The organism is Streptomyces sp. NPDC029466 (assembly GCF_055574515.1).
Genome location: NZ_JBVHZH010000067.1, coordinates 1 through 20,601 on the forward strand (window position 1 = coordinate 1; position 20,601 = coordinate 20,601).

Below are 20,601 nucleotides of genomic sequence, written 5' to 3' on the forward strand. Positions count from 1 at the left end.
TCCAGTCGGCGCGGCACGTGGCGGCGCTGCCGCAGGAGAGGCAGAGCGACTTCGAACTGACCGTCCACGAGGTCGTCGCGATGGGGCGCACACCGTACAAGCGGGCCTTCGCGGGGGATGATGCCACCGACCGGGACATCGTCGCCCGAGCGCTCGCGGACGTGGGCATGGCAGCGGCGGCCGGGCGCCGGTTCACGGCACTGTCCGGCGGCGAACGCCAACGCGTCCTGCTGGCCCGTGCGTTCTGTCAGGACCCCGATGTGCTGGTGCTGGATGAGCCGACCAATCACCTCGACATCCGCCACCAGGTCGAACTGCTCGCCCTGCTGCGCGCCCAGCGCCGTACGTCGCTGGTGTCGCTGCACGACCTCAACGCCGCCGCCTCCGTGTGCGACCGACTGCATGTCCTGCATGCCGGAGCCGTGATCGCGTCCGGACCACCGCGCGATGTCCTCACTCCCGCCCTGCTGGCCGAGGTGTTCGGCGTGCGGGCGGCTGTGGTCGACCACCCGCTCACCGGTGATCCGCTGATCGCCTTCGATCACCAGGCGCCGGCCGGCACGGAGACGCCTGCGCCGGCGGTACCCACCGGAGGATGACCGAGGGCCGGGCAGGAGGCGACAGCGTCCTGCCCGGCCCCTGGTGTGGAATCAGGCGGCGACCGAGTCGGCAACGACGTAACCGGCCTCGACGATGGCAGCGCGCAGCCGCTCGTCATCGAGGTCCGTGCCGTGCACCGTGACGGTGTGCGCGGCGAGGTCGACCACGACCTCGCTCACGCCCGGTACCTCGGAGACCTCTTCCGTGACGCTTGCCACGCAGTGCTCGCAGCTCATGCCGGTGACGTTGTACTGCTTCTGGGCCATGGGGAACTCCTGGGAGTCAGGGGCTTTCGCCGGTCTACGGATCCGCGGAGAGGGTGTTGAGATCGACGCCCTCACCTCAGGAGTCGGATGAGTGGAGGGCGTAGTTCCACGGCGGGGTGCCGTTGGGGACTGGGGACTTGGGATTGGGATTGGGATTGGGGATTGGGGATTGGGGAGGCTGGGAACTCACCCCCTTTCCTCCCCGACTTATGGAGCGCGGCTGCTGCCCGGCAGCCCACCCGTGACGATGAGGGGAGACGGGTGACCAACGACGGTCCCGGTGCGGAACAGGCCGGTCGCATGCCCAGGGGCGAGGACCGCTGGCCGCTGGTCGCCGTGGCGGGTGTGCTGGCGTTCGTGGCGATGCTCGACATGAACATCGTCAACGTGGCCCTGGCCGACATTGCTGACGGTCTGCGGGTGTCCACGGCAACTGCTCAGTGGGCGGTGCTGGGTTACCAACTGCCCGTGGTGGCACTGTTGTTGCCCGTGGGTCGGTGGCTCGACGGAGTGCCGCTGCGCTCCGCCGTGCTGACTGCGACCTGCGGCTTCGGACTGTGCAGCGCCCTGGCTGCCGCGGCGCCCTGGATGGCCTGGTTGATCGCCGCCCGTCTGATGCAGGGCGCGTTCGGTGCGCTGCTGTTCGTGCTGATGCCGGTTCTCGCGCTCCGCTCCGTACGGCCGGAGCTGCGCGGGCGGGCAATGAGCGTGCCCGCCACCCTGGGCCCGCTGGGCGCGGTGATCGGGCCCGCCGTGGGTGGAATGCTGCTGGACCACCTGGGCTGGCGTTCCGTCTTCCTGGTGAAGATCCCCTTCTGTGTGCTCGCCCTGGTCGTGGTCTGGAGGGCGATGCCTCGGGACGGGGGACTGCGGGCACCCGACCGGCGGTCGGTGGCCGACGCACTGCTGGTGGCCACCGGCGCCGCGATCGTGCTCCTGGCGTTGACGATGGCGCCGGACGGCCCGGCCTGGCTGCTGCTCGCCCTCGCCGCCGTACCGCCGCTGTGGTGGTGGCTGCGCGGACCGGGCGGACGTCCGGTGGCCGGCGCGCTCCGGACGGCGGGGCTGTTCCGGGCGCACGGGGCCGTGCTGACCCTGGCCGCCGGGTTCGCCGCCATGCACTACGTCGTCGCCCTGCACCTTCAGCGCGATAACGGTGTCAGCGCCACCACGACCGGGCTGACCGTGTTCGCCTTCCCCCTCGGCATGGGGGCGGCCGGGCCACTCGGGGGACGCCTCGCCGACCGGTACGGCGCCCGGCCGATCGCGGTCACCGGCGCCGTCCTCACCGCCGCCGGCCTGCTCCTGCTGCTCCCCCTGGGCGACGCCTGGGCACCGCTGGACGTGGCCTGGCGGCTGGCGCTGGCGGGCGTCGGGCTGGGCCTGAACGGGGGCCCGACCCAGGCCCTCGTCATGGGCGCGGCCCCACCGGACCGGGTCGCGACCGTGGGAGCCACGGTGCAGCTTGCCCGCAGTCTCGGCTTCACCCTCGGTCCCGCACTGGCCACCGCCGCCTGGGGGCTGACCGGACCGCATGCGGGCGTACGGGCCGCGCTCGCGCCGGCCGCCCTCGCCGCGTGCCTGTCCATACCCTTGCTCGCTCTGCCCGGCAGAAGGCCCGCTTCCCTCCCCGAAAAGACGACCGACCCGACGTCGGCCGCTCACGACTGACCCAGGAGAGACTCCTATGTGCGGAATCACCGGATGGGTGTCCTTCCACCACGACGCCCGCACCCAGGGCCCGGTACTCGAAGCCATGACGGCCACCCTGACCCCACGAGGCCCGGACGCGTGCGGCGCCTGGCTCGGCGAGCACGCCGCGATCGGTCATCGCCGCCTGGCCGTCATCGACCCGGCCGGTGGCGTGCAGCCGATGACTGACCGGCCCGACCGCCCGGCCACCGTTCTCAGCTACAGCGGCGAGGTGTACAACCACCACCAGCTGCGCGCCGAACTGCGCGGCCGGGGGCACAGCTTCCACACCCGCAGCGACACCGAGGTGGTCCTGCGCGCGTACGCCGAATGGGGGGTGGATCTCGCCGACCACCTGGAGGGCATGTTCGCCTTCGCCGTCTGGGACGAGCACGCCCAGCGGCTGCTGCTGGTACGCGACCGCCTCGGCGTCAAACCGCTGTTCTGGGCCACCGTCGACGGCGGCCTGGCCTTCGCCTCCGAACCCAAGGCCCTGTTCGCCCATCCGGAGATCCGGCCACGGGTGGACGCCGACGGGCTGCGCGAGGCGTACAGCCTGCTCTTCAACACCGGGCCGACGGTGTGGTCCGGGGTGCGCGAGGTGGAACCCGGCGGCCTGCTCGTGCTGGACCGCGGCGGCATCCGCGAACGCCGCTACTGGCAGCTGGAGGCCGACGCTCACGACGACGACCGGGACACGGCCGTCGAGCGGATCCGTGAGCTGGTCGGCACGGCCGCCCGCAGCCAGCTGGAGGCCGATGTCCCGCTGTGCAGCCTGCTGTCCGGCGGTATCGACTCGACCGTGCTGACCGCGCTGCTCGCCGACGAACTCCGGCTGCGCGAGGGACCGGACGCCCGCATCCGCTCGTACGCCGTCGACTACAGCGACCAGGCCGAACAGTTCACCGGCGACGTGCTGCGCACCGGCCACGACACCCCGTACGCTGCCGAGGCCGGCGCCTTCATCGGCACCGAGCACAGCACGGTCGTCCTCGACCCGCGCGCGCTGCTCGACCCCGAGCACCGCAAGGCGGTCGTCGTGGCGCGGGACTCACCGATCGGTGTCGGTGATATGGACACCTCCCTGTATCTCCTCTTCGGCGAGATCCGTCAGCACTCCACCGTGGCCCTCTCCGGCGAGGCGGCGGACGAGGTCTTCGGCGGCTACCCCTGGTTCCACTCCCCGAAGGCACTGAACGCGGCCACCTTCCCCTGGCTGCTCGTCACCGGCGACGAGGCGGCCATGCCGCTCAACCCTGCGCTCGACCTGCGCATCGGGGAGTTCCGCGCGGACACCTATCGCAGCGCGCTGGCCGCCGTGCCCCATCGCGACGGCGAAACCCCCGCCGAGCACCGGCAACGCGAGATGCAGCACCTGTCCCTGACCCGCTGGCTGCGTCAACTCCTGCACCGGAAGGACCGGTTGAGCATGGCGCAGGGGCTGGAGGTCCGCGTCCCCTACTGCGACCACCGCCTCGTCGAGTACGCCTTCGCTACGCCCTGGCAGCTGAAGAGCTTCGACGGCCGGGAGAAGAGCCTGCTGCGCGCCGCCGGCGCCGGACTCGCGCCCGACTCCGTGCTGCACCGGCCCAAGAACCACTACCCGGCCACCCACCACCCTGACTACAACCGCGGCCTCCAGGACCTGGCCCGCGAGGCCCTGTCCACCGATCAGGTCCGGGCCCTGGCCGACGAGAGGCACCTCAAACCCTGCCTCGACACCCCGCCCGACCGGCTGGAATGGGGCCATCGCCTCCGCCTCGAACGAGTCGTCGACCTGGCCCTGTGGCTGGACCACTACCGGCCCGAACTCGCCCTCTGACGACCTCCTCGCGCCGGGAGCCATTACACGGCATCAGTGCGCACGGTCACGGGCTCAGTCGGAGCTGTAGCCGTTCTTCGCGCCCGCGGTGTCGAGGCGGCAGAAGCACGACGCCTCGACGGGGACATCGGCGAGTGCGGCGGCCACGGTGAGTTGCTGGGCGACGATGCGGGCTTCTCCCGACTTGCCGAGCTGCACGAGGCATTCGTGGAAACCATGGAGGGCCCAGACGTTTCCTGGATGCTGCAAGGGCCTGGGCAGGGTGTCGTCGAGTCCGAGGTCGGCCCGGTAGACGGCCTCGGCCTCTTCGACCCGGCCCTGTTCCAGCAGGAGCGCCCCGTAGGCGTGACGGGTCGGCTGCATCCAGCCCCACGGTTCGTCGTAGGGCAGGTTGTCGTCGAGCTCGATGGAGCGCTCCAGGGAGGCGAACGCCGCGTCATACTCGCCCTTGCGGTAGGCGAGTTCGCCGTCGAGCATGGCCGAGGCGATGGCCAGGATGTCCCGGCAGGTGTTGTTGAACAGCATCCGCGTCTCGGGAACCCGTTCGGCCGTGCGGCGGAACAGTTCTCGTTCGGCCTCGGCCTCGTCGGTCGCCCCCGTGGCGGAGTACGCCACCGCGCGCGCATAGTGCAGCATTGCCGTGCTGACGCAGTACAGCTCCGGGTCGGCGGGCATCGGCAGCGCGAGGATGTCCGTCCACCGGCCGAAGCGGATCAGCACGTGCACCCGCATGGCGAGGAAGCCCTCCAGCCAGTCGGCCATGGGCGGGCTCTGCACGCGCAGCAGCTCCTCGGGGATGGACGCCTCGAGTTGCGCGGCCGTCTCCAGTGCCGTCCTGGACTGGCCGAGGAACATCGCGCCGTAGATCTTGAAGTGGTAGTTGTGCGAGCGGTACAGGGTGTAGAAGTTCATCGCGCCGGCCCGCCGCAGGTACCTCTCGTCGGCCCGGATCGCGTCGCTGTTGCCCGACACGACCCGTCGGTAGTCCCCGCACAGCACGTCGAGATGTGAGGGCATGTGGTGCAGATGGCCCCCGTCCGGGACCAGTCCTCGCAGTCGGTCGGCGACCGAAAGAGCCTTCTCCGGTGTCGGTGACATCTCCATCAGGTGGATGTACATGTGGAGCGTGCCCGGATGATCGCTGCCGGTCGCGGTCAGCAACGCGCGGTCGAGGACGGCCTTCGCCTCCAGCGTGCGCGCGCCCGCAGCGGGCTCGCCCGTGCGCAGGTCCCACAGCTGCCACGGGGTGAGGTTCAGCAACGCGTCCGCGTAGAGGGTGGCGACGTCCAGGTCGTCGGGTGCGAGTTCGTATGCGGCGCGCATGGCGTCGGCATAGGGCTCGTTCCAGAGGGAACAGTCCGGCGCGGGGCGCGAGGCCGGGTAGCGCTCGCGCAGCGCCTCGATGAGCGCGCGCTCGGTCGGGGTGGCGCCGTCGCACCGTGCGTGGGCCCGCTCGACGGCGGTGTGCGCCCGTTCCACCGAGCGCCGCAGATCGGCGTCGTCGAAGAACTCCCAGGGCTTGTTGTAGTTGGGGCCCAGGGCGTACGCGATGCCCCAGTACGCCATGGCGCAGCCGGGATCCGCTGCCGCCGCCGCTTCGAAACAGGTGACGGCCTCTTCGTGGTTGAAGGCGTAGCTCCATGCGAGGCCACGGTCGAACCAGAGCTGTGCTTCCGGCGAACGGGTCGATACGGGCCGGGTGAAGGTCCCGAGGTCGAAGTAGTCCATGAGGATCTCCTGCAGAGGGATGTGACTCGGTCAGCGCCGCCTTGGTTTCGTTGGACCCCTTCAACGTGGTGACCATGTCCACCGTGCGGACCAAGGTGCCCTGGATGGACGAACGTCGCCGCACCGCCTCAACGAGGTCCGCCTGCTCCTGGCGGAGCGCTCCCGGGGAGTCATTTCGACTGTAACCCGGCTGTGGCCGCCGCCCGGATACCGCTCGGGTGCCACGCCGAGGAACACCGCCAGGATGCAACCGGCCACCGGATCCATCTCGCCCGCCACGCCCCGAGCCGATCGCTGACGAGCCGAGCACATCCCAGTCCTGGCCCCCTGTGGCCTGGTGGCGGGATCCGCGGCTGCCCTGACGCTGCGGGCGGTCGTGGGCCCGCGGAGACCACCGACACCACCGACGCCACAACCTCCGTTCAGGACTCCTCCCGGCCCTCGGAGGTATCTAAGACGGCGTTTCGGGAGTCGTGTCCGTTTCTTCGCGTGGCTTGAATGAGTTGGGCCCGGCGCCCCCGCCCATTCACCGAGGCGAGGGGTGCCGGCTCCCACGGGTGCGTAGACATGCGTGAAGTCGTGCAGATACGCCTGCCGTCGAGCCACCCAGGGAGCACTGACCATGGCAATCCAGCGACGCCAACTCCTGCGATCCGGCCTTTTGTTGGGTGCCGGAGCCGCCCTGCCCACCGCCCTCGCGAGCGCCGGCCCCGCACTCGCCGCGCCGGCCCTCGTACGGAACGGGCGCCCCGCCCTCACCCACGGAGTACAGACCGGCGACGTCACCGCGCACGGCGGCATCGTCTGGACCCGGGCCGACCGGCCCGCCCGGATGGCGGTCGAGGTGAGCACCCGCCCCGACTTCGCGCGGTCGGTGACCATACCCGGCCCCGTCCTCACGGCCGAGACCGACTTCACGGGCAAGGTCAAGCTGTCCGGCCTGGCCGCCGGGAGCGACATCCACTACCGGGTGCGGCTCGCCGACCCCGACGACGCCTCGCGCGTGGGCGATCCCGCGACCGGGCGGCTGCGTACGGCGCCCGAGGTCCGCGACGACGTGCGCTTCGTCTGGTCCGCCGACCTGGCGGGCCAGGGCTGGGGCATCAACCCGGATGCCGGTGGCTACCGCATCTTCCGGGCCATGACGGAGCGCGACCCGGACTTCTTCCTGTGCAGCGGCGACTTCTGGTATGCCGACGGCGTGATCCCCGAGACCCGGACCCTCCCGGACGGCCGCGTCTGGCGCAACCTGGTGACCCCGGAGAAGTCCAAGGTCGCCGAGACCCTGGCCGAGTTCCGCGGCCAGCACAAGTACAACCTCATGGACGAGAACCTCCGCGCCTTCGCCGCGGCCGTCCCGCAGATCAACCAGTGGGACGACCACGAGGTCCTCAACAACTGGTATCCGGGCGAAGTGCTCACCGACACCCGCTACACCGAGCGGCGGGTGGATGTCCTCGCCGCTCGCGCCCGGCAGGCGCTCTTCGAGTATCTGCCGATCGAGACGGGTCCCAGCGGCGACGGCCGGGTCCACCGGGTCATCCGTTACGGGCCGCTCCTCGATGTCTTCGTACTCGACATGCGCAGCTACCGGGACGCCAACAGCGCGAACACCGGACCCGCCACGGACAGCGGAATCCTGGGCGCAAAGCAGGTCGCATGGCTCAAGCGCGAGCTGGCGGCCTCGCGGGCGACCTGGAAGGTGATCGCCGCGGACATGCCGCTGGGCCTCGTGGTGCCGGACGGCGCCGCCCAGGAGGCGATAGCGCAGGGCGACAGCGGTGTCCCGCTGGGCCGCGAGGGGGAGATCGCCCGGGTCCTGTCCTTCATCCACCAGCAGAACATCGCCAATACGGTCTGGCTCACGGCGGACGTGCACTACACCGCCGCCCACTACTACGACCCGGACAAGGCAGCCTTCCAGGACTTCACCCCGTTCTGGGAGTTCGTCTCCGGCCCCCTCAACGCCATCGTCGCCAACGAGCCCAACAGGCTCGACGGCACCTTCGGCCCCGAGGTCCGCTTCCAGGCCCTCGCCCCGGACGCGGATCACAACAATCCGGCGTTCGGCTACCAGTACTTCGGCGAGGTCGACATCGACGGCTCGTCCAAGGTCATGAGCGTACGGCTGCGCGACATCGACGGGAAGGCGCTCTACTCCGTGGCAATCGACCCGCAACGCTGAGGAGTCCGCAGGACAGGGAAGGCCCAGCAGGCCGGCACGTGCGGTGTTCCCGAAGGATGGTCTGGCGATGCGGGGCAGGGACGCTCTCCGGCCCGCCTTCGCCGATGCCGACTTCGCTTCAGAAGCCGTTTCCCCGGGCCGGCGACGCCCAGCGGTGTCGCCGGCCCGGCACACAGGCATGTGAACAGGCCATCGGGTGCGATGGGTTGGCGGCGCGACACGCCCAGGAACGGAAATATGCCGGCGCCCTGAGCAAGGTTAACCGCAGCGCTTTGCGCGAGAATACGTCACCTGATCCGGGCATATTAATGCGCCGACGGCCAGACGCGTGGAGGACGAACGCGCTCGTGCGGAAGGTGCCTTGGCGCATTTGCGTTCACCGCTCCGAGTGGCGACTTCTCACGCTCCCTGCGGGAATTCCCGGCCATAGCATTTTCCCCGGCTCGGGGAAATCGCTCTCCGAGTGGCAGTCGTCGCGTGGCCCAAGGAGGCATCCCTTGCGCGTCCGTACCATCCGAAAGCTCATCGCCACCGCAGCCACCACCCTGGCCGCGGTCGCGCTCACCACGCCCGCCCAGGCCGCCGCCCCGTCCCTCAGGGCGGTGCCAGTCGGGCAGCCGGTGGTGGCCGTCAGCCAGGTCACCGGCAACTACTTGCTTCCGGACGACACGAAGGGGAATGCGGGGACGTATCTGCAGGTCTATCCGAGCGACCAGCCGACCTGGAACAACCAGTGGCAGTTCGACGTGGTCGCCTACTCGGACAACCGGCCCGTGTACCAGCTCAAGAGTTCTCCCGGAGGCGCCTGCGCCACGGACGAGAACGGTGCCGACAGCATTTCGTATTTGCGCGTCTGCAGCCGGGGAAACAAGGGCCAGTGGTGGCTGCTCAAGCCTGTTCCCGGCACCGACCCCGACAACCCCGATTACGGGATCGTCTCCTACGTGCACGAGGATCTGGCGCTGACCGCACGCAGTGAAGGCGACAACTACGTGGACCTGAAGAAGATGTGGGGCGGCAGCCCCTCGGCGCGGCAGGGGTGGCACTTCTACCCCGCATAGCGGCACCACCCGCACCCGGTGCCGATTTCCGGCCGCCGGCCAGGAACCGCAGCAGCGCGTCCTGGTCCTCGGCGGTCTTGGGCCGGTGTCCGCCGGACCGGCCGTGGGCCCCGTCGCCCTTGGCGTCACCGGGTGTCGGGTGCGCCGCGGTCAGCCCACTGTCGGCCCTCTCCGTCCTGGGCCCGGCTTGCGAGCGGGGAGGGGGAGGGGGATGACTCGGGCGTTGTCCGGGGGAAGGCCCGTCGGTAGTTGCTGGGTGACACCCCGATCTGTCTGAGGAAGTGGTGGCGGAGGTTGTTGGCCGTGCCGAGGCCGCTGAGCTCCCCGACCTTCTCGATGGGCAAGTCGGTTGATTCCAGCAGGTGTTGGGCCCGTCCCAGGCGCTGGTTGAGGAGCCACTGAAGTGGAGTGGTCCCGGTGGCGGCCTGGAGTCGCCGGTGGAGGGTCCGCGAGCTCATCGCTGCACGCTGAGCCAGATCCTCGACCGTCAGGGGTTGGTCCAGGTGGGCACGGGCCCAGTCCAGGACGGGCCCCAGGCTCCCGTCGTCGGTGGTGGGCACGGACAGATCGATGAACTGCGCCTGGCCGCCGGGCCGGTGGGCGGGCACCACCATCCGGCGGGCCAGCTGATTGGCGACATGTGCGCCCAGGTCACGGCGGACCAGATGGAGGCAGAGGTCGAGTCCAGCGGTCAGCCCGGCGCTGGTGAGCACATCGCCGTCGTCCACGTACAGCACCGAGTCGTCGACTTGTACCTTCGGGTAACGCTCGGCCAGTTGAGCGGTGTGCATCCAATGGGCGGTGGCGCGTCGTCCGTCGAGCAGCCCCGCCTCGGCGAGCGCGAAGGCGCCGGTGCACAGGGAGACCATGCGGGCGCCTGCGTCGTAGGCATGGCGTAGGGCCGTGATCAGTGCCGACGGCAGCGGTCTGCCCTCCTCGACGCAGGGGTCGGGCACCGAGGGGACGATGACCGTGTCGGCGCCGGCGAGGTCATCGAGCCCGTAGCGGGTCCGCATCGCCAGCCCGGCCCCGGCCCCGGTCGCAGAGCTGTCCTGCTGACCTGTCCCCGTGCTGCACAGCCGCAGGTCGTACCAGGGGTCGGCCAGGTCCGGCTGCGGCTTGCCGAAGACGGTGCAGGGGATGCTCAACTCGTACAGATCCCATGAGGGGACGCCGATGTCCTCGGCCACGACCACGGCGACGGAACCAGGATTCATACCTCGCAGGGTACGGCAGGAATTTGGTGGTTGCTGTCACCAGCGTCACTGTTCCCGGCCGTCGCGCGCTGCGATCTTGGTCCTACGTGACCAACCGCCGCAGGCGGACATCCAGGGAGTTGTGGCATGCATTCTGATCGCCCGGCAGTAACCGTCATCGGCTTGGGCTCCATGGGCTCGGCGCTGGCCGCCGCATTGCTGGAGCGGGGCCACGAGACCACCGTGTGGAACCGCTCGGCGCACCGGGCCCAGCCGCTGGTCGACCGGGGTGCCCGCCTTGCCGCGACACCCGAGGAGGCAATCGCGGCGAGCCCGCTGACCATCGCCTGCGTACTGGACTACGAGGTGCTGCACTCCGTCCTCGACCCTGTCGCCGGCTCCCTCGCGGGCAAGGTCCTGGTCAACCTCACCTCCGGTTCCCCGGAGCAGGCCCACGAGGCCGCCGCGTGGGCCCGGACACACGCCGCCGACTACCTCGACGGCGCGATCATGACCACCCCGCCGGGGGTCGGCAGCCCCGAGATGATGTTCCTCTACAGCGGTTCACACGCCGTCTTCGAAGCCCACCGTCAGACGTTGGCGACCCTGGGGGACCCCCTGCACCTGGGCACGGACCCGGGCCTGGCCTCCCTCTACGACGCCGCGCTGCTCGGCCTGATGTGGTCCACCATGACAGGCTGGCTGCACGGCACCGCGCTGGTCGGCGCGGAGAAGACACCGGCCACGGCCTTCACCCCTGTCGCGATCCGCTGGCTGACCGCCGTGGCCGGTTTCCTGACCACCTACGCGCCCCAGGTGGACGCCGGCCGCTACCCGGGCGACGACGCCACCGTTGACGTACAGATCGCGGCCATCGACCACCTCATCCACGCGGCGGCGGCCCGTGGAATCGACAACGCCCTGCCCGAACTCCTCAAGTCCGCCATGGAACGGACCAAGGCCGCAGGCCACGGCTCCGACAGCTACGCGAGCGTGATCGAGGTCCTGAAGAAGCCGGCGGACGACAAGTGACCCTGACACCAACAGCCACCACTCAGCTCGTGCCGGATCCGATGGATCCCGCTACCGCCGTGCCATGGACGGACCTTCTGGCCGCTGCCACTGACGAATGCCTGGCCGCCCTCCTCAAGGGAGCCGACCAGGACTGGTCACGCCCCGCCCACGCGCTCGACTGGACCTGCCGCCAGACCCTCGACCATCTCGCCCTCGGCCTGATGGGCTACACCGGCCTGCTCATCGCCCGTCCCGACGACCGCTACATCACCCTCTTCGCCTCACTCGACGCCCAAGCCCCCGTCCCCGGCTGCCTGGAAGGTCTGCGCATCGCCGCGTCCCTCCTCACTTCGACCGTCCGCGACACGCCTGCCGAAGCACGCGCCTGGCACCCCTGGGGCCACTCCGACGCCACCGGTTTCGCCGCCATGGGAATCACCGAACTGGCCGTCCACACCTACGACATCACCCGCGCCCTCGGCCAGACCTGGACCCCGCCCGACGACCTCAGCACCGCCGTCCTCGCCCGCCTCTTCCCCGACGCTCCGTCCGGGCACGCCCCGTCCGAAACCCTGCTGTGGTGTACGGGTCGCACCCCGCTCCCCGGCCTGCCCCGGCGCGCGGACTGGCAGTGGGACGGAACCATGCGCTGACCCGCCCACACCCTGACAGCCAGGGCCCCTCCATGGTTCCGGAGGCCACTGCCCGCTTCCTCTGGACGCCTCACACCAGCGCCCCCGGGCCGGACCGTGGAGAACCGCCTGCGAGGCGTGCTGGATACCTGGCGGCGGATCCGGATGGAGCCGGCCCCATGGCAGTGCTCCTGAGGACCAGCATGACGAGCGAGGAAGCGGCAGAGTTGCTGCGTCGCCATGCCGGCCCCTGGGCGAGCCCGATGAGCCAGTTGAACGGCGTCGCCCCGTCGGTGTCGCGGGATGCCGGGCACCTCATGGCCTGACGAGGCGGCGGCGCCCGCACCGCAGGTCACCCTGAATGCCGCCCGGCCCGCGGGCCCGTGGCCCGTCATGGAGCCTGCCGTGGGCCGGGCCGCCGTCACGCCGTCGTCACGCCTTCGTAGTCCCGGGCCCAGTGGGACCAGTGCCCTGGGCAGGGATGCGGGCGTCGGCCCATCCCTGCACCGCCGGCTCCGCCAGCGAGTGGACCCACCAGTCGGCCAACGCCGTCTCCCTGTCGCTGGGGCGGGGACCGACTCCGAGTACCCGCATGCCTGCCCCTGCGGCAGCTTGGATGCCGCAGTGGGAGTCCTCGACGGCCAGCGTGTCAGCGGGCTCCACCCCACAGAGTTGGGCGGCGGTGAGGTAGACGTCCGGATGAGGTTTGGGTCTTGTGGTGTCGTTGGGTACCACGATGTGGCTGAAGCAATCCCGGAGTCCAGCCATTCCCAGGCAGGACTCGACGACTTCGAGCGGGCAGTTGCTGGCCACGGCCAGCGGGGCGAACTGCACCGTCGAATGCACCAATTCGGGTGCCCCGGGCATGGTGGTGGGGTCCGCGGAGACGAGTTCACGGAAGTGCTTGAGCAATGATTCCGTCATGTCCCCGGTCAGTTCCGGACGCCCGGCCTCATCGGCCATTAAGCGCCCGCATTCGGTGTAGTGCAACCCCCGCGCCTTTTCCGCGAATTCGTCCGAGGGCGCGCAGCCGTAGCTGTTCAACACCATGTCACGGGCGTCCTCCCAGTGGCGTTCGGTGTCCATCAGCGTGCCGTCGCAGTCGAAAACGACGGCCGCGGGGGTCCAGGAAAGGATGCTGTCTGCGGTCATTCGGGGTTCCGTTCTGATGGGGCCCGAAGGCGCCGATGCGACCGGTCGCGAAAGAGGCAGGGCAGCGTCGGTTTCACGGACGCCCGGCACCGGGCCGAGGGATTCCGGCAGGGCAGCTCCCATGGAGCGGAGTTCTTCCGCTCCAGCCGGAAAATAACGATCGTTACGTTACGGATGGCAACGCAGAAAGGTCAACCAATTCACAAATGTCAATATTGTGTGCTCTACGTATAAGTGAAGGTGCCGCAAGCCGTCTCCGTGCCGCCCTGGAGGATGCGGAAAGCACACATCGAGCCGTGCCGGGTGCACAGCACACGTGCGGGCGGGGTCAGTTCGGTGAACCGGGAGGCCCTCAGCCGGCCGGAAAGGGGCCGTCTCAGACTGCCCCGACTGCGGTACGAGGCGGCCTGGCGGGCGGCTTCCAACAGCACCATGCCCGGCACATGATCGGTGGAGTGGTCGAAGAAGAACGGGTGCAGCGGGTCGGCCGGCGAGACCAACAGCTCGCCCTGGTCGAGAGCGAGGACCGCATCATGCGGGTGATTCACGGTCAGCTGCGCGGCAGGCGGGCGGTACTGGGCCTCCGGAGGGCGAGCCGGGACGGCATCGACCGCGCTCCTGGCGCGCAGCGCGGTGAAGCGCGCGCCGTCCAGGAATCGCACACCCCCGCCACCTTGGCCGAATGTCACCCCGCCCGCAGCGAAGGTGACATGCAGGCGCAGTCCGACGGCGGACTCGTCCGGCGCCCGCCGTACGGCGCTCACCCGCGCCGAGCAGGTGATTTCGGTCGCTCCGGCGCGGGCCGGCAACTCGTCGGCGGGGCTGAGGCGGAAGTACAGATCGGTGATGACCGCGCGGAAGGCCGCCGGAACCGCGTAGAACCGCAAGGGAATGTAGAGACCGAGCTGACGCAGTGTTTCCACCAGGATCAGCGGACTGTGCCGCTGCGACCCGTCGCGGGGGAACGTCGCATGCGCGCGTGGCCATGACGCCGCCGCCAGGAAGGCGTGCGGGGTATCGGTCGGCCGTACATCCGTAAGGAGGACCTCTGCCACCGAGGTCCGGTGCACCAGCTCCCGCTCGACGGTGCGTGACCAGCTGAGCGGCTCACTCTTTCCGACGACCCTGACCGTTGAGGTGCTCATACGACCAGGGAATACCGAAATTCGAACATGCGCACCCTTGAATTCCGGGGCGCGGGGAGCGGTAGGTTGCCTTCCGGCGGAGCGAGAACAACCCTTGAGGTGTACGTGCAGATCCGGGCGGAAACGACGCGCAGGTTCCTTCTTGAGGCGGCGGCAACCTTGTTCGACGAGAAAGGGTACGCCGGTACCAGCATCAGCGACATCAGTGCGCATTCCGGTCGCACCAGCGGGGCCATCTATTTCCACTACGCCAGCAAGGAGAAGCTCGCCCTGGCCATCGTCGAGGAACATTTCGCCACCTGGCCGCATTTGATCAGCCGCTACCGGCAGCCCGGCCTGCCCGCCCTGGAGAAACTCGTCGGGCTGAGCTTCGAGGTGGCACGCGCCTTTCGAGACGACATCGTCGTCCGGGCCGGAGCCCGCCTTTGGGCCGAACGCAAAGCCATCGACGCCCAGCTCCCCGCACCCTTCCTCGGCTGGATCGAAGCCGTTACACAGCTACTCGAAGAAGCCGCCCGCAACGGTGAACTCGCCGCCGATGTGCCACCTGCCGCCACCGCCCACGGCATCGTCTGCTCCTTCTTCGGTCTGCACACCGTCTCCGACGCCCTGGAGGGACGCCGGCACATCGAGGAGCGCCTGCATGACCTGTGGACTCTGCTGCTCCGCGGCCTCCAGGCCGAGCCCGATCCCGCCGCTCTGCTCGCTCGCGTGCGCTGAGCGGCGCCCGACACCGTCAGCGTGTGGACCCTTCTCCGGTGTCGTGACGGTGGCTGAACTTCGGCCCGCGTCAAGGTCGTTCGTCTTCGGCTTCGCCTGCCGGCCGGCTCCACCGAGACGCGGTGTGCGAAGTCCAGCGATGCGGCTGCCTTCTGTCGGCAGGACGGGTTCTTCTTCCTGCACGGACATGGTCCCCCGGCCGGACATGATGGACGGCACGTATCACGAGGCGCGCGCCTTCTTCCGGCAGCCGCTCAACGAGCAGGTGTGCTTCAACTCCGGGGCCACAGGGCCAGTTTGCGGGCTATCGCGCAGTGGGCCGCGAAGAGAGCCGCTTGCACGGGTGACGAGGCATGCGAGTAGTACCGGATCGGGCACTGCTCTAGTACTGCAACGGCGTTTGCTGGGACGGTTCGACAGACCGGTCGTAGGGCTACTCATGGGTGGGGGCCTTGCTGAAGTCAGGGTGTGGGCAGTGAACTGCACGCTGTGCACGAGCGGTTCGTGCCTCGGTCTTCCAGGACGGAGCCGCGGGTCGGCGTTTGCCCGTATGCGAGGGCTGATCGTTCCGCTGGAGGCAACGGCTGGACACTGGCCGAACAGGCCGGTCACTCGGCTTCGGACCGTATCCATCGACTGCTGAACCGGATCGAGTGCGAAGCCAATGAGGTCCGCGACGATGTGCGCGACTTTGTCGTCGAGAACCTCGGCGACCCCGAGGCCGTCTCACCGTGGACGACACCGGCTTCTTGAAGAAGGGACCCGTTCGGCAGGGATGCAACGGCAGTACTCCGGGACCGCGGGACGCACGGAGAACTTGCCAGGTCGGCCGGCGTCTTCCTCGCCTATGCAGCCGGCGGCTGGACACTGATCGACCGCCGGTTGTCTCTGCCCACCTCCTGGACGGACGACCGCGAGAGGTGCCGCCAGGCCGCAGGCTGGCACCGCCACATCACCCTGGCCATGGCTGCCCACGCTTGCCTGACCGTCAGTCAGAGTGTTCTCACGCCCGGGCCTGTATCGCGAGATCGGCACGGCTCGGGCGCTCAGGGCCCGATGTTGGGCTACCGAGCGCCCGGCCGACCGGGATCTCGCTGCTCCGGTCCGGTTGCGGCGCCCGCCCGGACGCGGCGGGCGCGGGTGGGTCAGACGCCGGGTGGGAAGACGTAGGTGAACGATCCCGATGAGCTGCCGCCGGGGGTGGTGACGGTGACGTCGAAGGTGCCGTCGGTGGCGCTGGGCGGGGACACGGCGGTCACGGTGGTGTCGGAGATGACCGCGAAGGGCGCCGGCGTGCCGTTGAAGGTGACCTGTTCGGTGTAATTCAGGCCGGTGCCGGTGATCGTCACCCCGGTGCCGCCGGAGGTCGGTCCCACGCTGGGGCTGACGTCCGTGACGGTGGGCTGGTCGAGGTAAGTGTAGAACGGGCCGTCGGCGCTCCCGCCGCTGGTGATCACGGTGACGGTGACGGCGCCCGGGGCCGGGGCATGGGCGGCTCTGACGGTGACCTGGGTGTTGGAGACACTCTGGATGACGGCTCGGGTGGTGCCGAAGTACACGTCGATCGCTCCGGCGAGGTTGCGGCCGGTGATGACGATCTCCTGGTCGCTGCCCGAGACGGGGCCCGCGTCGGGGCTGATGCCGGTGAGGGCGGGCGTCGGCATGTAGTAGAAGGACCCGAGGGTGCCGGTGCCGCCCGCGGTGGTGACCGTCACGGGGACGACACCGGCGCCGGCGGGGGAGGTGACGGTCACCGATGTCGCCGTATTGGCGGTGATCACGGCCTCGGCGGTGCCGAAGTGCACGGCGGTGGCGTTGGCCAGGTGGTGACCGGTCAGCGTCACGGTGGTTCCGCCCGCCATGGGCCCCTGGTCGGGGATTACGGTCGTCGCCATGACGCCGACGGTGCCGGCATTGACGTTGCCCACATAGGCGCGTGTCCCAGCGGGGAAGACGGCGAGGCCGGTGGGGCCGTCTCCCGCGCTGATGTTCTCGACGACGGTGCGGGTGGCGGTGTCGATCACACTCACCGTGTCCGGTCCGGAATTCGGCACGTACAGATGGGCGCCGTCGGGGCTCAGCGCCGGGAAGCGCGGCTGGGCGCTGACGCCGATGTTGTCGGTGGTGGTGTTCGTGGCGGTGTCGATGACGCTCACCGTGGAGCTGCCGGCGTTCGTGACGTAGACGAGGGCCCCGTCGGAGCTGACCGCCAGCAGGATGGGGACGTCGCCGGCGAGGATCGTGGCGACGACGGTGTCGGTGGCGGTGTCGATCGCGCTGACGGAGCCCGAGAAGCTCGCCACATAGGCGCGGGTCCCGTCCGGGGTGACAATCACGCCGGTCGGCCCGGTCCCGACGGTCACGGTGCCGGTGACGGTGTTGGTGGCGGTGTCGATCACACTCACCGAATCGGTGGTCTGCCGCGTCACATAGACGCGCGTCCCGTCCGGGGTGACCGCCGCCATCGTCGCCCCGGCCCCTACGGGGATGTCCGTGACGAGGGTATTCGAGGCGAGGTCGAACACGCTGACCAGACCGTCGTCGAAGACGGCTACATAGGCGCGGGTGCCGTCGGGGCTGATCGCCACGTCGGTGGGACCGGCCCCCGTGGCGATGGTGTCGATCACAGTGTTCGTGGCGGTGTCGATCACACTCACCGTGTTCGAGCCCCGGTTGGCCACATAGGCGCGGGCCCCGTTCGGGGTGAGGGTAATTCCCTCCGGGGTGTCCCCCACGGGAATAACAGCGCCTGCGGCAAACGCGGCATTCAATGCGGCGTAGGGTGCCCGGGCATGCTGCGAAGATGGTGACGCTAAGGCGAACATGACACTCCCCAAAGAAGGCGGGACGCTCTTTGTCCCGCGCATGGAAATGTCTGCTCCGCCGCATGGGCAAACAGCGAGCAGTCAACTGGCCGCGAATCTGGCCAGCGAAATACACACGCAAACGGAGAATACTCTCCCGGGGAAAGTATTTAAAGGTCGCACGATATCTCGGATAATCACTTTAAGGCGCAGGGCGGGCAGGCCCGGCCGCGAGCCACCGGGCGGCTGGGGCTGCCGCCTGGCACTTCACGCCCTGCCTGTCGCACCGATCTGACGTAACGTCAAATTCATGGTCTCATGGACCACTTACGGGCATCGCAAGGTCGCCGTGGCCGTCGCCGGGGTCGCGCTGTCCGACTGCGGACGCGTGGACCGGGCCACCCCGTACGCCCTGCACGCCCAGGCCGCCCGCCGGGCACTCGCCGATATCAAGGCCGGGCGGCGCACCGCGAACCTGTCCTTCGGCGTCCGGGGCCCGCTCCAGTTCGAGGTCCCCTACGGGCACACCCTGATCGCCAAATACGTCATGGCCGCCCGTCGCCATATGCACCAATACGGCACCATCCTGGAGCAGTTGGCCCAGGTCGCGGTGCAGGCACGCGCCAACGCGGCGGGCCGGCCGCCTGCCACCCGGGGATGCGGGGGCTGTTCCTGCTGGTCGAGGCGGTACGCCAGCCCCGCGGCGAGGCCGGCCCGGACCGTCAGGTCCCGAAGGCCGACGGCGCGCTGCCCCGGCAAACGCCGTTGCAGTACTAGCACTCCAGCGGTCGACGGACCTCACCCGTGCCCAGTGTGATCACTGCCCGCGGCCGCATGGGCCCCTCGCCGCGTCGGGAGAGCAGGACCACCTCCTCGACCACCGCCGACAGTGCGCCGAGCCGGACGGCACACTCGTCGGCCAGGCGCTTCGGGTCCTGGGTGCGGCCGAGGGACAGATGCGGGGTGAAGCGGCCGGCGCGCCCGTGGCAGAGCGGGAACCGCCGTCCCAGCTCCCGGTGGAGACGGGCCCACGGCGCCGGGTCCGCCGCAGCCGGATCGAGCCACAACGTTGCGTAATGCCGGTGCCGGAAGTACCGCACTCCGGCCAGGCGCGCCGTGAAAGCCGTGCTCTGTGCCGCCCCGGCGGAGAGCAGCGGCACGGCCTGCGCAAACACTTCCTCTGGTACGAACCCGAAGAGCAGATTCACATGTGGCGGCCAACGCCGTACCTGCGGATCGTGTTCCCAGCGGATGTCCTGAATCCCCGGCCAGAGCTTCGGTGGCGGCAGCCACGCCACTGCCGTCCGGGCCGTTGGTGCCACTTCGAGCGCATCTACCGGCTCGGCCCCGCCGAAATCCGGATTCCCGTTCATAGGGCCATGGTCCCAAATGTGGCTCGGAAAACCGCCCAGAGCCTCTCCGAAGGGCCGCGCCGAGGTATGGCCTGATGCTCGGCACCGCCCACCTGTCGTCTCCGCCCCGTCCTGAGGATCACGGCACACACTGCTGACCGCTTTCCCACCCGACCCATCGGACACGCCCTAACTGCCACCCCCGCCCCACCAGTGCAGGTCTTCTTCACCGGCTCGGGTGGCCGGCTGGGACTCGATGCGGCGCAGCAGATCATCAAGAGCACGGTACTCGGCTTCCGCCGCTGCCAGATGGCCCCGCTGGCCGAGTACCCACGCTCGTGCGTGCCGGGTGTACAGGGTGTGCGGGTGGTCGTGGCCCAGCATGCGTGAGCGGTCGTCCAGCACTGCGCGGTACTCTGCCTCGGCCGCTGCCAGGTCGCCCCGCTGGCCGGCGATCCAGGCCAGGTTGTGCCGGGTCCACAGGGTGTCGATGTGATCCGTACCGAGGATCCTTGAGCGGCCTTCGAGGACCGCTCGGTATTCCGCCTTGGCCCCGTCCAGGTCACCTCGCAGGTCAAGTACCTCGGCCAGGGCATGTCGGGTCCACAGTGTGTGGGGGTCGGCGTTGTGCAGTAACCGGCGCTGGATGTCGAGCACTGCGCGGTACTCCGCCTCGGCTGCGTAGACGAGTTGGACAGCGACCTAAGAGCTCTCGATCCGACCGGCGTTGCTGGTGTACTGGCGTTGGACTTCCGGACCGGGCCGCTCACGCGATCACGATCTGCAGGCGGAGTGGAGCCCGGTCCAGTCAGTGGCGGCCACCACCTCCTGCGCAATGTCCCTCACAAGCCGACCGTCCGTCACCACCCGCACCGTCTCTACAGGAGCCCGCTCATCCAGGAGACGTGCCTTGAGAATACTGCCTTGCAGCTCCTTCTCCAGCTCCGAGCCGTGTTCGCGGCCCATCAGCCGCTCCAGGCTGCCGGTGAGCAGTCCGTCGGCCAAGGGTGTCGCCATCATGCGGGTGCTGATGCATTCTGTGGCCGCCGCCGTCGGCACCGCTGGCCGGTCGTGGTGGGCCAGCAGCACATACTGGACCCTCAGGGGTCCCGCCGGGCCGCGTCGCGCTCCAGGGGCAGCTCCAGAAGGTTCCGTTCGTGCCGTCGCCCGATGCCGCGGGCGAGCTGGACGTCTCGGCGGGGTGGGACGGCGAGCGGCTGGTCGCGGGCTAT

General features: G+C 69.6%; 18 protein-coding genes and 3 pseudogenes. 12 read left to right on the top strand and 9 right to left on the bottom strand.

Annotated features, from left to right (window positions below; all coding sequences use genetic code 11):
• Positions 1 to 599 (top strand): ABC transporter ATP-binding protein (locus tag ACZ4XD_RS34250; protein ID WP_468048784.1); only part of this gene is annotated, 599 nt, incomplete at its 5' end.
• A gap of 51 nt (positions 600 to 650) precedes the next feature.
• Here ACZ4XD_RS34250 and ACZ4XD_RS34255 read toward each other — a convergent pair.
• Entirely contained in the window at positions 651 to 866 is a 216-nt protein-coding gene (locus ACZ4XD_RS34255) for a heavy-metal-associated domain-containing protein (RefSeq protein ID WP_388191594.1), read from the bottom strand.
• Between the two features lie 261 nt (positions 867 to 1,127).
• Here ACZ4XD_RS34255 and ACZ4XD_RS34260 point away from each other — a divergent pair, with 261 nt between their 5' ends.
• The gene (locus ACZ4XD_RS34260) at positions 1,128 to 2,537 is read left to right on the top strand and encodes an MFS transporter (protein WP_468048787.1); all 1,410 of its coding nucleotides are present in this window, start codon (positions 1,128 to 1,130) and stop codon (positions 2,535 to 2,537) included.
• Between the two features lie 16 nt (positions 2,538 to 2,553).
• Positions 2,554 to 4,380, top strand: coding sequence for an asparagine synthase (glutamine-hydrolyzing) (gene asnB, locus ACZ4XD_RS34265; protein WP_468048790.1), 1,827 nt, complete (start codon positions 2,554 to 2,556; stop codon positions 4,378 to 4,380).
• 54 nt (positions 4,381 to 4,434) lie between these two features.
• Here asnB and ACZ4XD_RS34270 read toward each other — a convergent pair whose 3' ends face one another.
• The gene (locus tag ACZ4XD_RS34270; protein ID WP_468048793.1) at positions 4,435 to 6,108 is read right to left on the bottom strand and encodes a tetratricopeptide repeat protein; all 1,674 of its coding nucleotides are present in this window, start codon (positions 6,106 to 6,108) and stop codon (positions 4,435 to 4,437) included.
• A 622-nt stretch (positions 6,109 to 6,730) separates the two neighbouring features.
• On the opposite strand from ACZ4XD_RS34270, the gene ACZ4XD_RS34275 reads away from it, so the two are divergent.
• Together ACZ4XD_RS34275 and ACZ4XD_RS34280 are read left to right on the top strand one after the other, a co-directional pair.
• The gene (locus ACZ4XD_RS34275) at positions 6,731 to 8,293 is read left to right on the top strand and encodes an alkaline phosphatase D family protein (protein WP_468048797.1); all 1,563 of its coding nucleotides are present in this window, start codon (positions 6,731 to 6,733) and stop codon (positions 8,291 to 8,293) included.
• 497 nt (positions 8,294 to 8,790) lie between these two features.
• On the top strand, positions 8,791 to 9,354 hold the full coding sequence (locus tag ACZ4XD_RS34280; RefSeq protein ID WP_468048801.1) for an RICIN domain-containing protein: 564 nt from the start codon (positions 8,791 to 8,793) through the stop codon (positions 9,352 to 9,354).
• A 125-nt stretch (positions 9,355 to 9,479) separates the two neighbouring features.
• Here ACZ4XD_RS34280 and ACZ4XD_RS34285 read toward each other — a convergent pair whose 3' ends face one another.
• Positions 9,480 to 10,550, bottom strand: a complete 1,071-nt coding sequence (locus ACZ4XD_RS34285; protein ID WP_468048852.1) for a GlxA family transcriptional regulator — start codon at positions 10,548 to 10,550, stop codon at positions 9,480 to 9,482.
• A 147-nt stretch (positions 10,551 to 10,697) separates the two neighbouring features.
• On the opposite strand from ACZ4XD_RS34285, the gene ACZ4XD_RS34290 reads away from it, so the two are divergent.
• The 3 genes from ACZ4XD_RS34290 (at position 10,698) to ACZ4XD_RS34300 (ending at position 12,522) form a co-directional block, all read left to right on the top strand.
• Complete coding sequence (locus ACZ4XD_RS34290) at positions 10,698 to 11,582, top strand: NAD(P)-dependent oxidoreductase (protein WP_468048804.1); 885 nt, start codon at positions 10,698 to 10,700, stop codon at positions 11,580 to 11,582.
• A gap of 41 nt (positions 11,583 to 11,623) precedes the next feature.
• Positions 11,624 to 12,217: a maleylpyruvate isomerase N-terminal domain-containing protein gene (locus ACZ4XD_RS34295; RefSeq protein ID WP_468048806.1), complete on the top strand. Its 594-nt coding sequence runs from the start codon at positions 11,624 to 11,626 to the stop codon at positions 12,215 to 12,217.
• A gap of 158 nt (positions 12,218 to 12,375) precedes the next feature.
• Entirely contained in the window at positions 12,376 to 12,522 is a 147-nt protein-coding gene (locus ACZ4XD_RS34300; RefSeq protein WP_468048810.1) for a hypothetical protein, read from the top strand.
• 106 nt (positions 12,523 to 12,628) lie between these two features.
• On the opposite strand, the gene ACZ4XD_RS34305 is transcribed toward ACZ4XD_RS34300, so the two are convergent.
• Both ACZ4XD_RS34305 and ACZ4XD_RS34310 read right to left on the bottom strand, forming a co-directional pair.
• The gene (locus ACZ4XD_RS34305; protein ID WP_468048813.1) at positions 12,629 to 13,348 is read right to left on the bottom strand and encodes an HAD family hydrolase; all 720 of its coding nucleotides are present in this window, start codon (positions 13,346 to 13,348) and stop codon (positions 12,629 to 12,631) included.
• Positions 13,349 to 13,572: 224 nt separating this feature from the next.
• On the bottom strand, positions 13,573 to 14,493 hold the full coding sequence (locus ACZ4XD_RS34310; protein WP_468048816.1) for a ScbA/BarX family gamma-butyrolactone biosynthesis protein: 921 nt from the start codon (positions 14,491 to 14,493) through the stop codon (positions 13,573 to 13,575).
• A gap of 99 nt (positions 14,494 to 14,592) precedes the next feature.
• Here ACZ4XD_RS34310 and ACZ4XD_RS34315 point away from each other — a divergent pair, with 99 nt between their 5' ends.
• Together ACZ4XD_RS34315 and ACZ4XD_RS34320 are read left to right on the top strand one after the other, a co-directional pair.
• Complete coding sequence (locus ACZ4XD_RS34315) at positions 14,593 to 15,213, top strand: ScbR family autoregulator-binding transcription factor (RefSeq protein ID WP_468048819.1); 621 nt, start codon at positions 14,593 to 14,595, stop codon at positions 15,211 to 15,213.
• A gap of 439 nt (positions 15,214 to 15,652) precedes the next feature.
• Positions 15,653 to 16,146 (top strand): annotated as a pseudogene (locus tag ACZ4XD_RS34320) (transposase); the annotation flags it as partial.
• Positions 16,147 to 16,358: 212 nt separating this feature from the next.
• Here ACZ4XD_RS34320 and ACZ4XD_RS34325 read toward each other — a convergent pair.
• Entirely contained in the window at positions 16,359 to 18,080 is a 1,722-nt protein-coding gene (locus ACZ4XD_RS34325; RefSeq protein WP_468048822.1) for an IPT/TIG domain-containing protein, read from the bottom strand.
• A gap of 247 nt (positions 18,081 to 18,327) precedes the next feature.
• On the opposite strand from ACZ4XD_RS34325, the pseudogene ACZ4XD_RS34330 reads away from it, so the two are divergent.
• Positions 18,328 to 18,666 (top strand): annotated as a pseudogene (locus ACZ4XD_RS34330) (hypothetical protein); the annotation flags it as partial.
• Between the two features lie 8 nt (positions 18,667 to 18,674).
• Positions 18,675 to 18,794 carry a hypothetical protein gene (locus ACZ4XD_RS34335; RefSeq protein WP_468048824.1) on the top strand — a complete coding sequence of 40 codons (120 nt, stop codon included), beginning with the start codon at positions 18,675 to 18,677 and terminating at the stop codon, positions 18,792 to 18,794.
• Here ACZ4XD_RS34335 and ACZ4XD_RS34340 read toward each other — a convergent pair.
• From ACZ4XD_RS34340 to ACZ4XD_RS34350, 3 genes and pseudogenes are all read right to left on the bottom strand, one after another.
• The gene (locus ACZ4XD_RS34340; RefSeq protein ID WP_468048827.1) at positions 18,791 to 19,390 is read right to left on the bottom strand and encodes a 2'-5' RNA ligase family protein; all 600 of its coding nucleotides are present in this window, start codon (positions 19,388 to 19,390) and stop codon (positions 18,791 to 18,793) included. The genes ACZ4XD_RS34335 and ACZ4XD_RS34340 overlap by 4 nt on opposite strands.
• A 168-nt stretch (positions 19,391 to 19,558) precedes the next feature.
• Positions 19,559 to 20,026, bottom strand: a complete 468-nt coding sequence (locus tag ACZ4XD_RS34345; protein ID WP_468048829.1) for a tetratricopeptide repeat protein — start codon at positions 20,024 to 20,026, stop codon at positions 19,559 to 19,561.
• A 117-nt stretch (positions 20,027 to 20,143) separates the two neighbouring features.
• Positions 20,144 to 20,344 (bottom strand): annotated as a pseudogene (locus ACZ4XD_RS34350) (hypothetical protein); the annotation flags it as partial.
• Positions 20,345 to 20,601 lie beyond the last annotated feature (257 nt).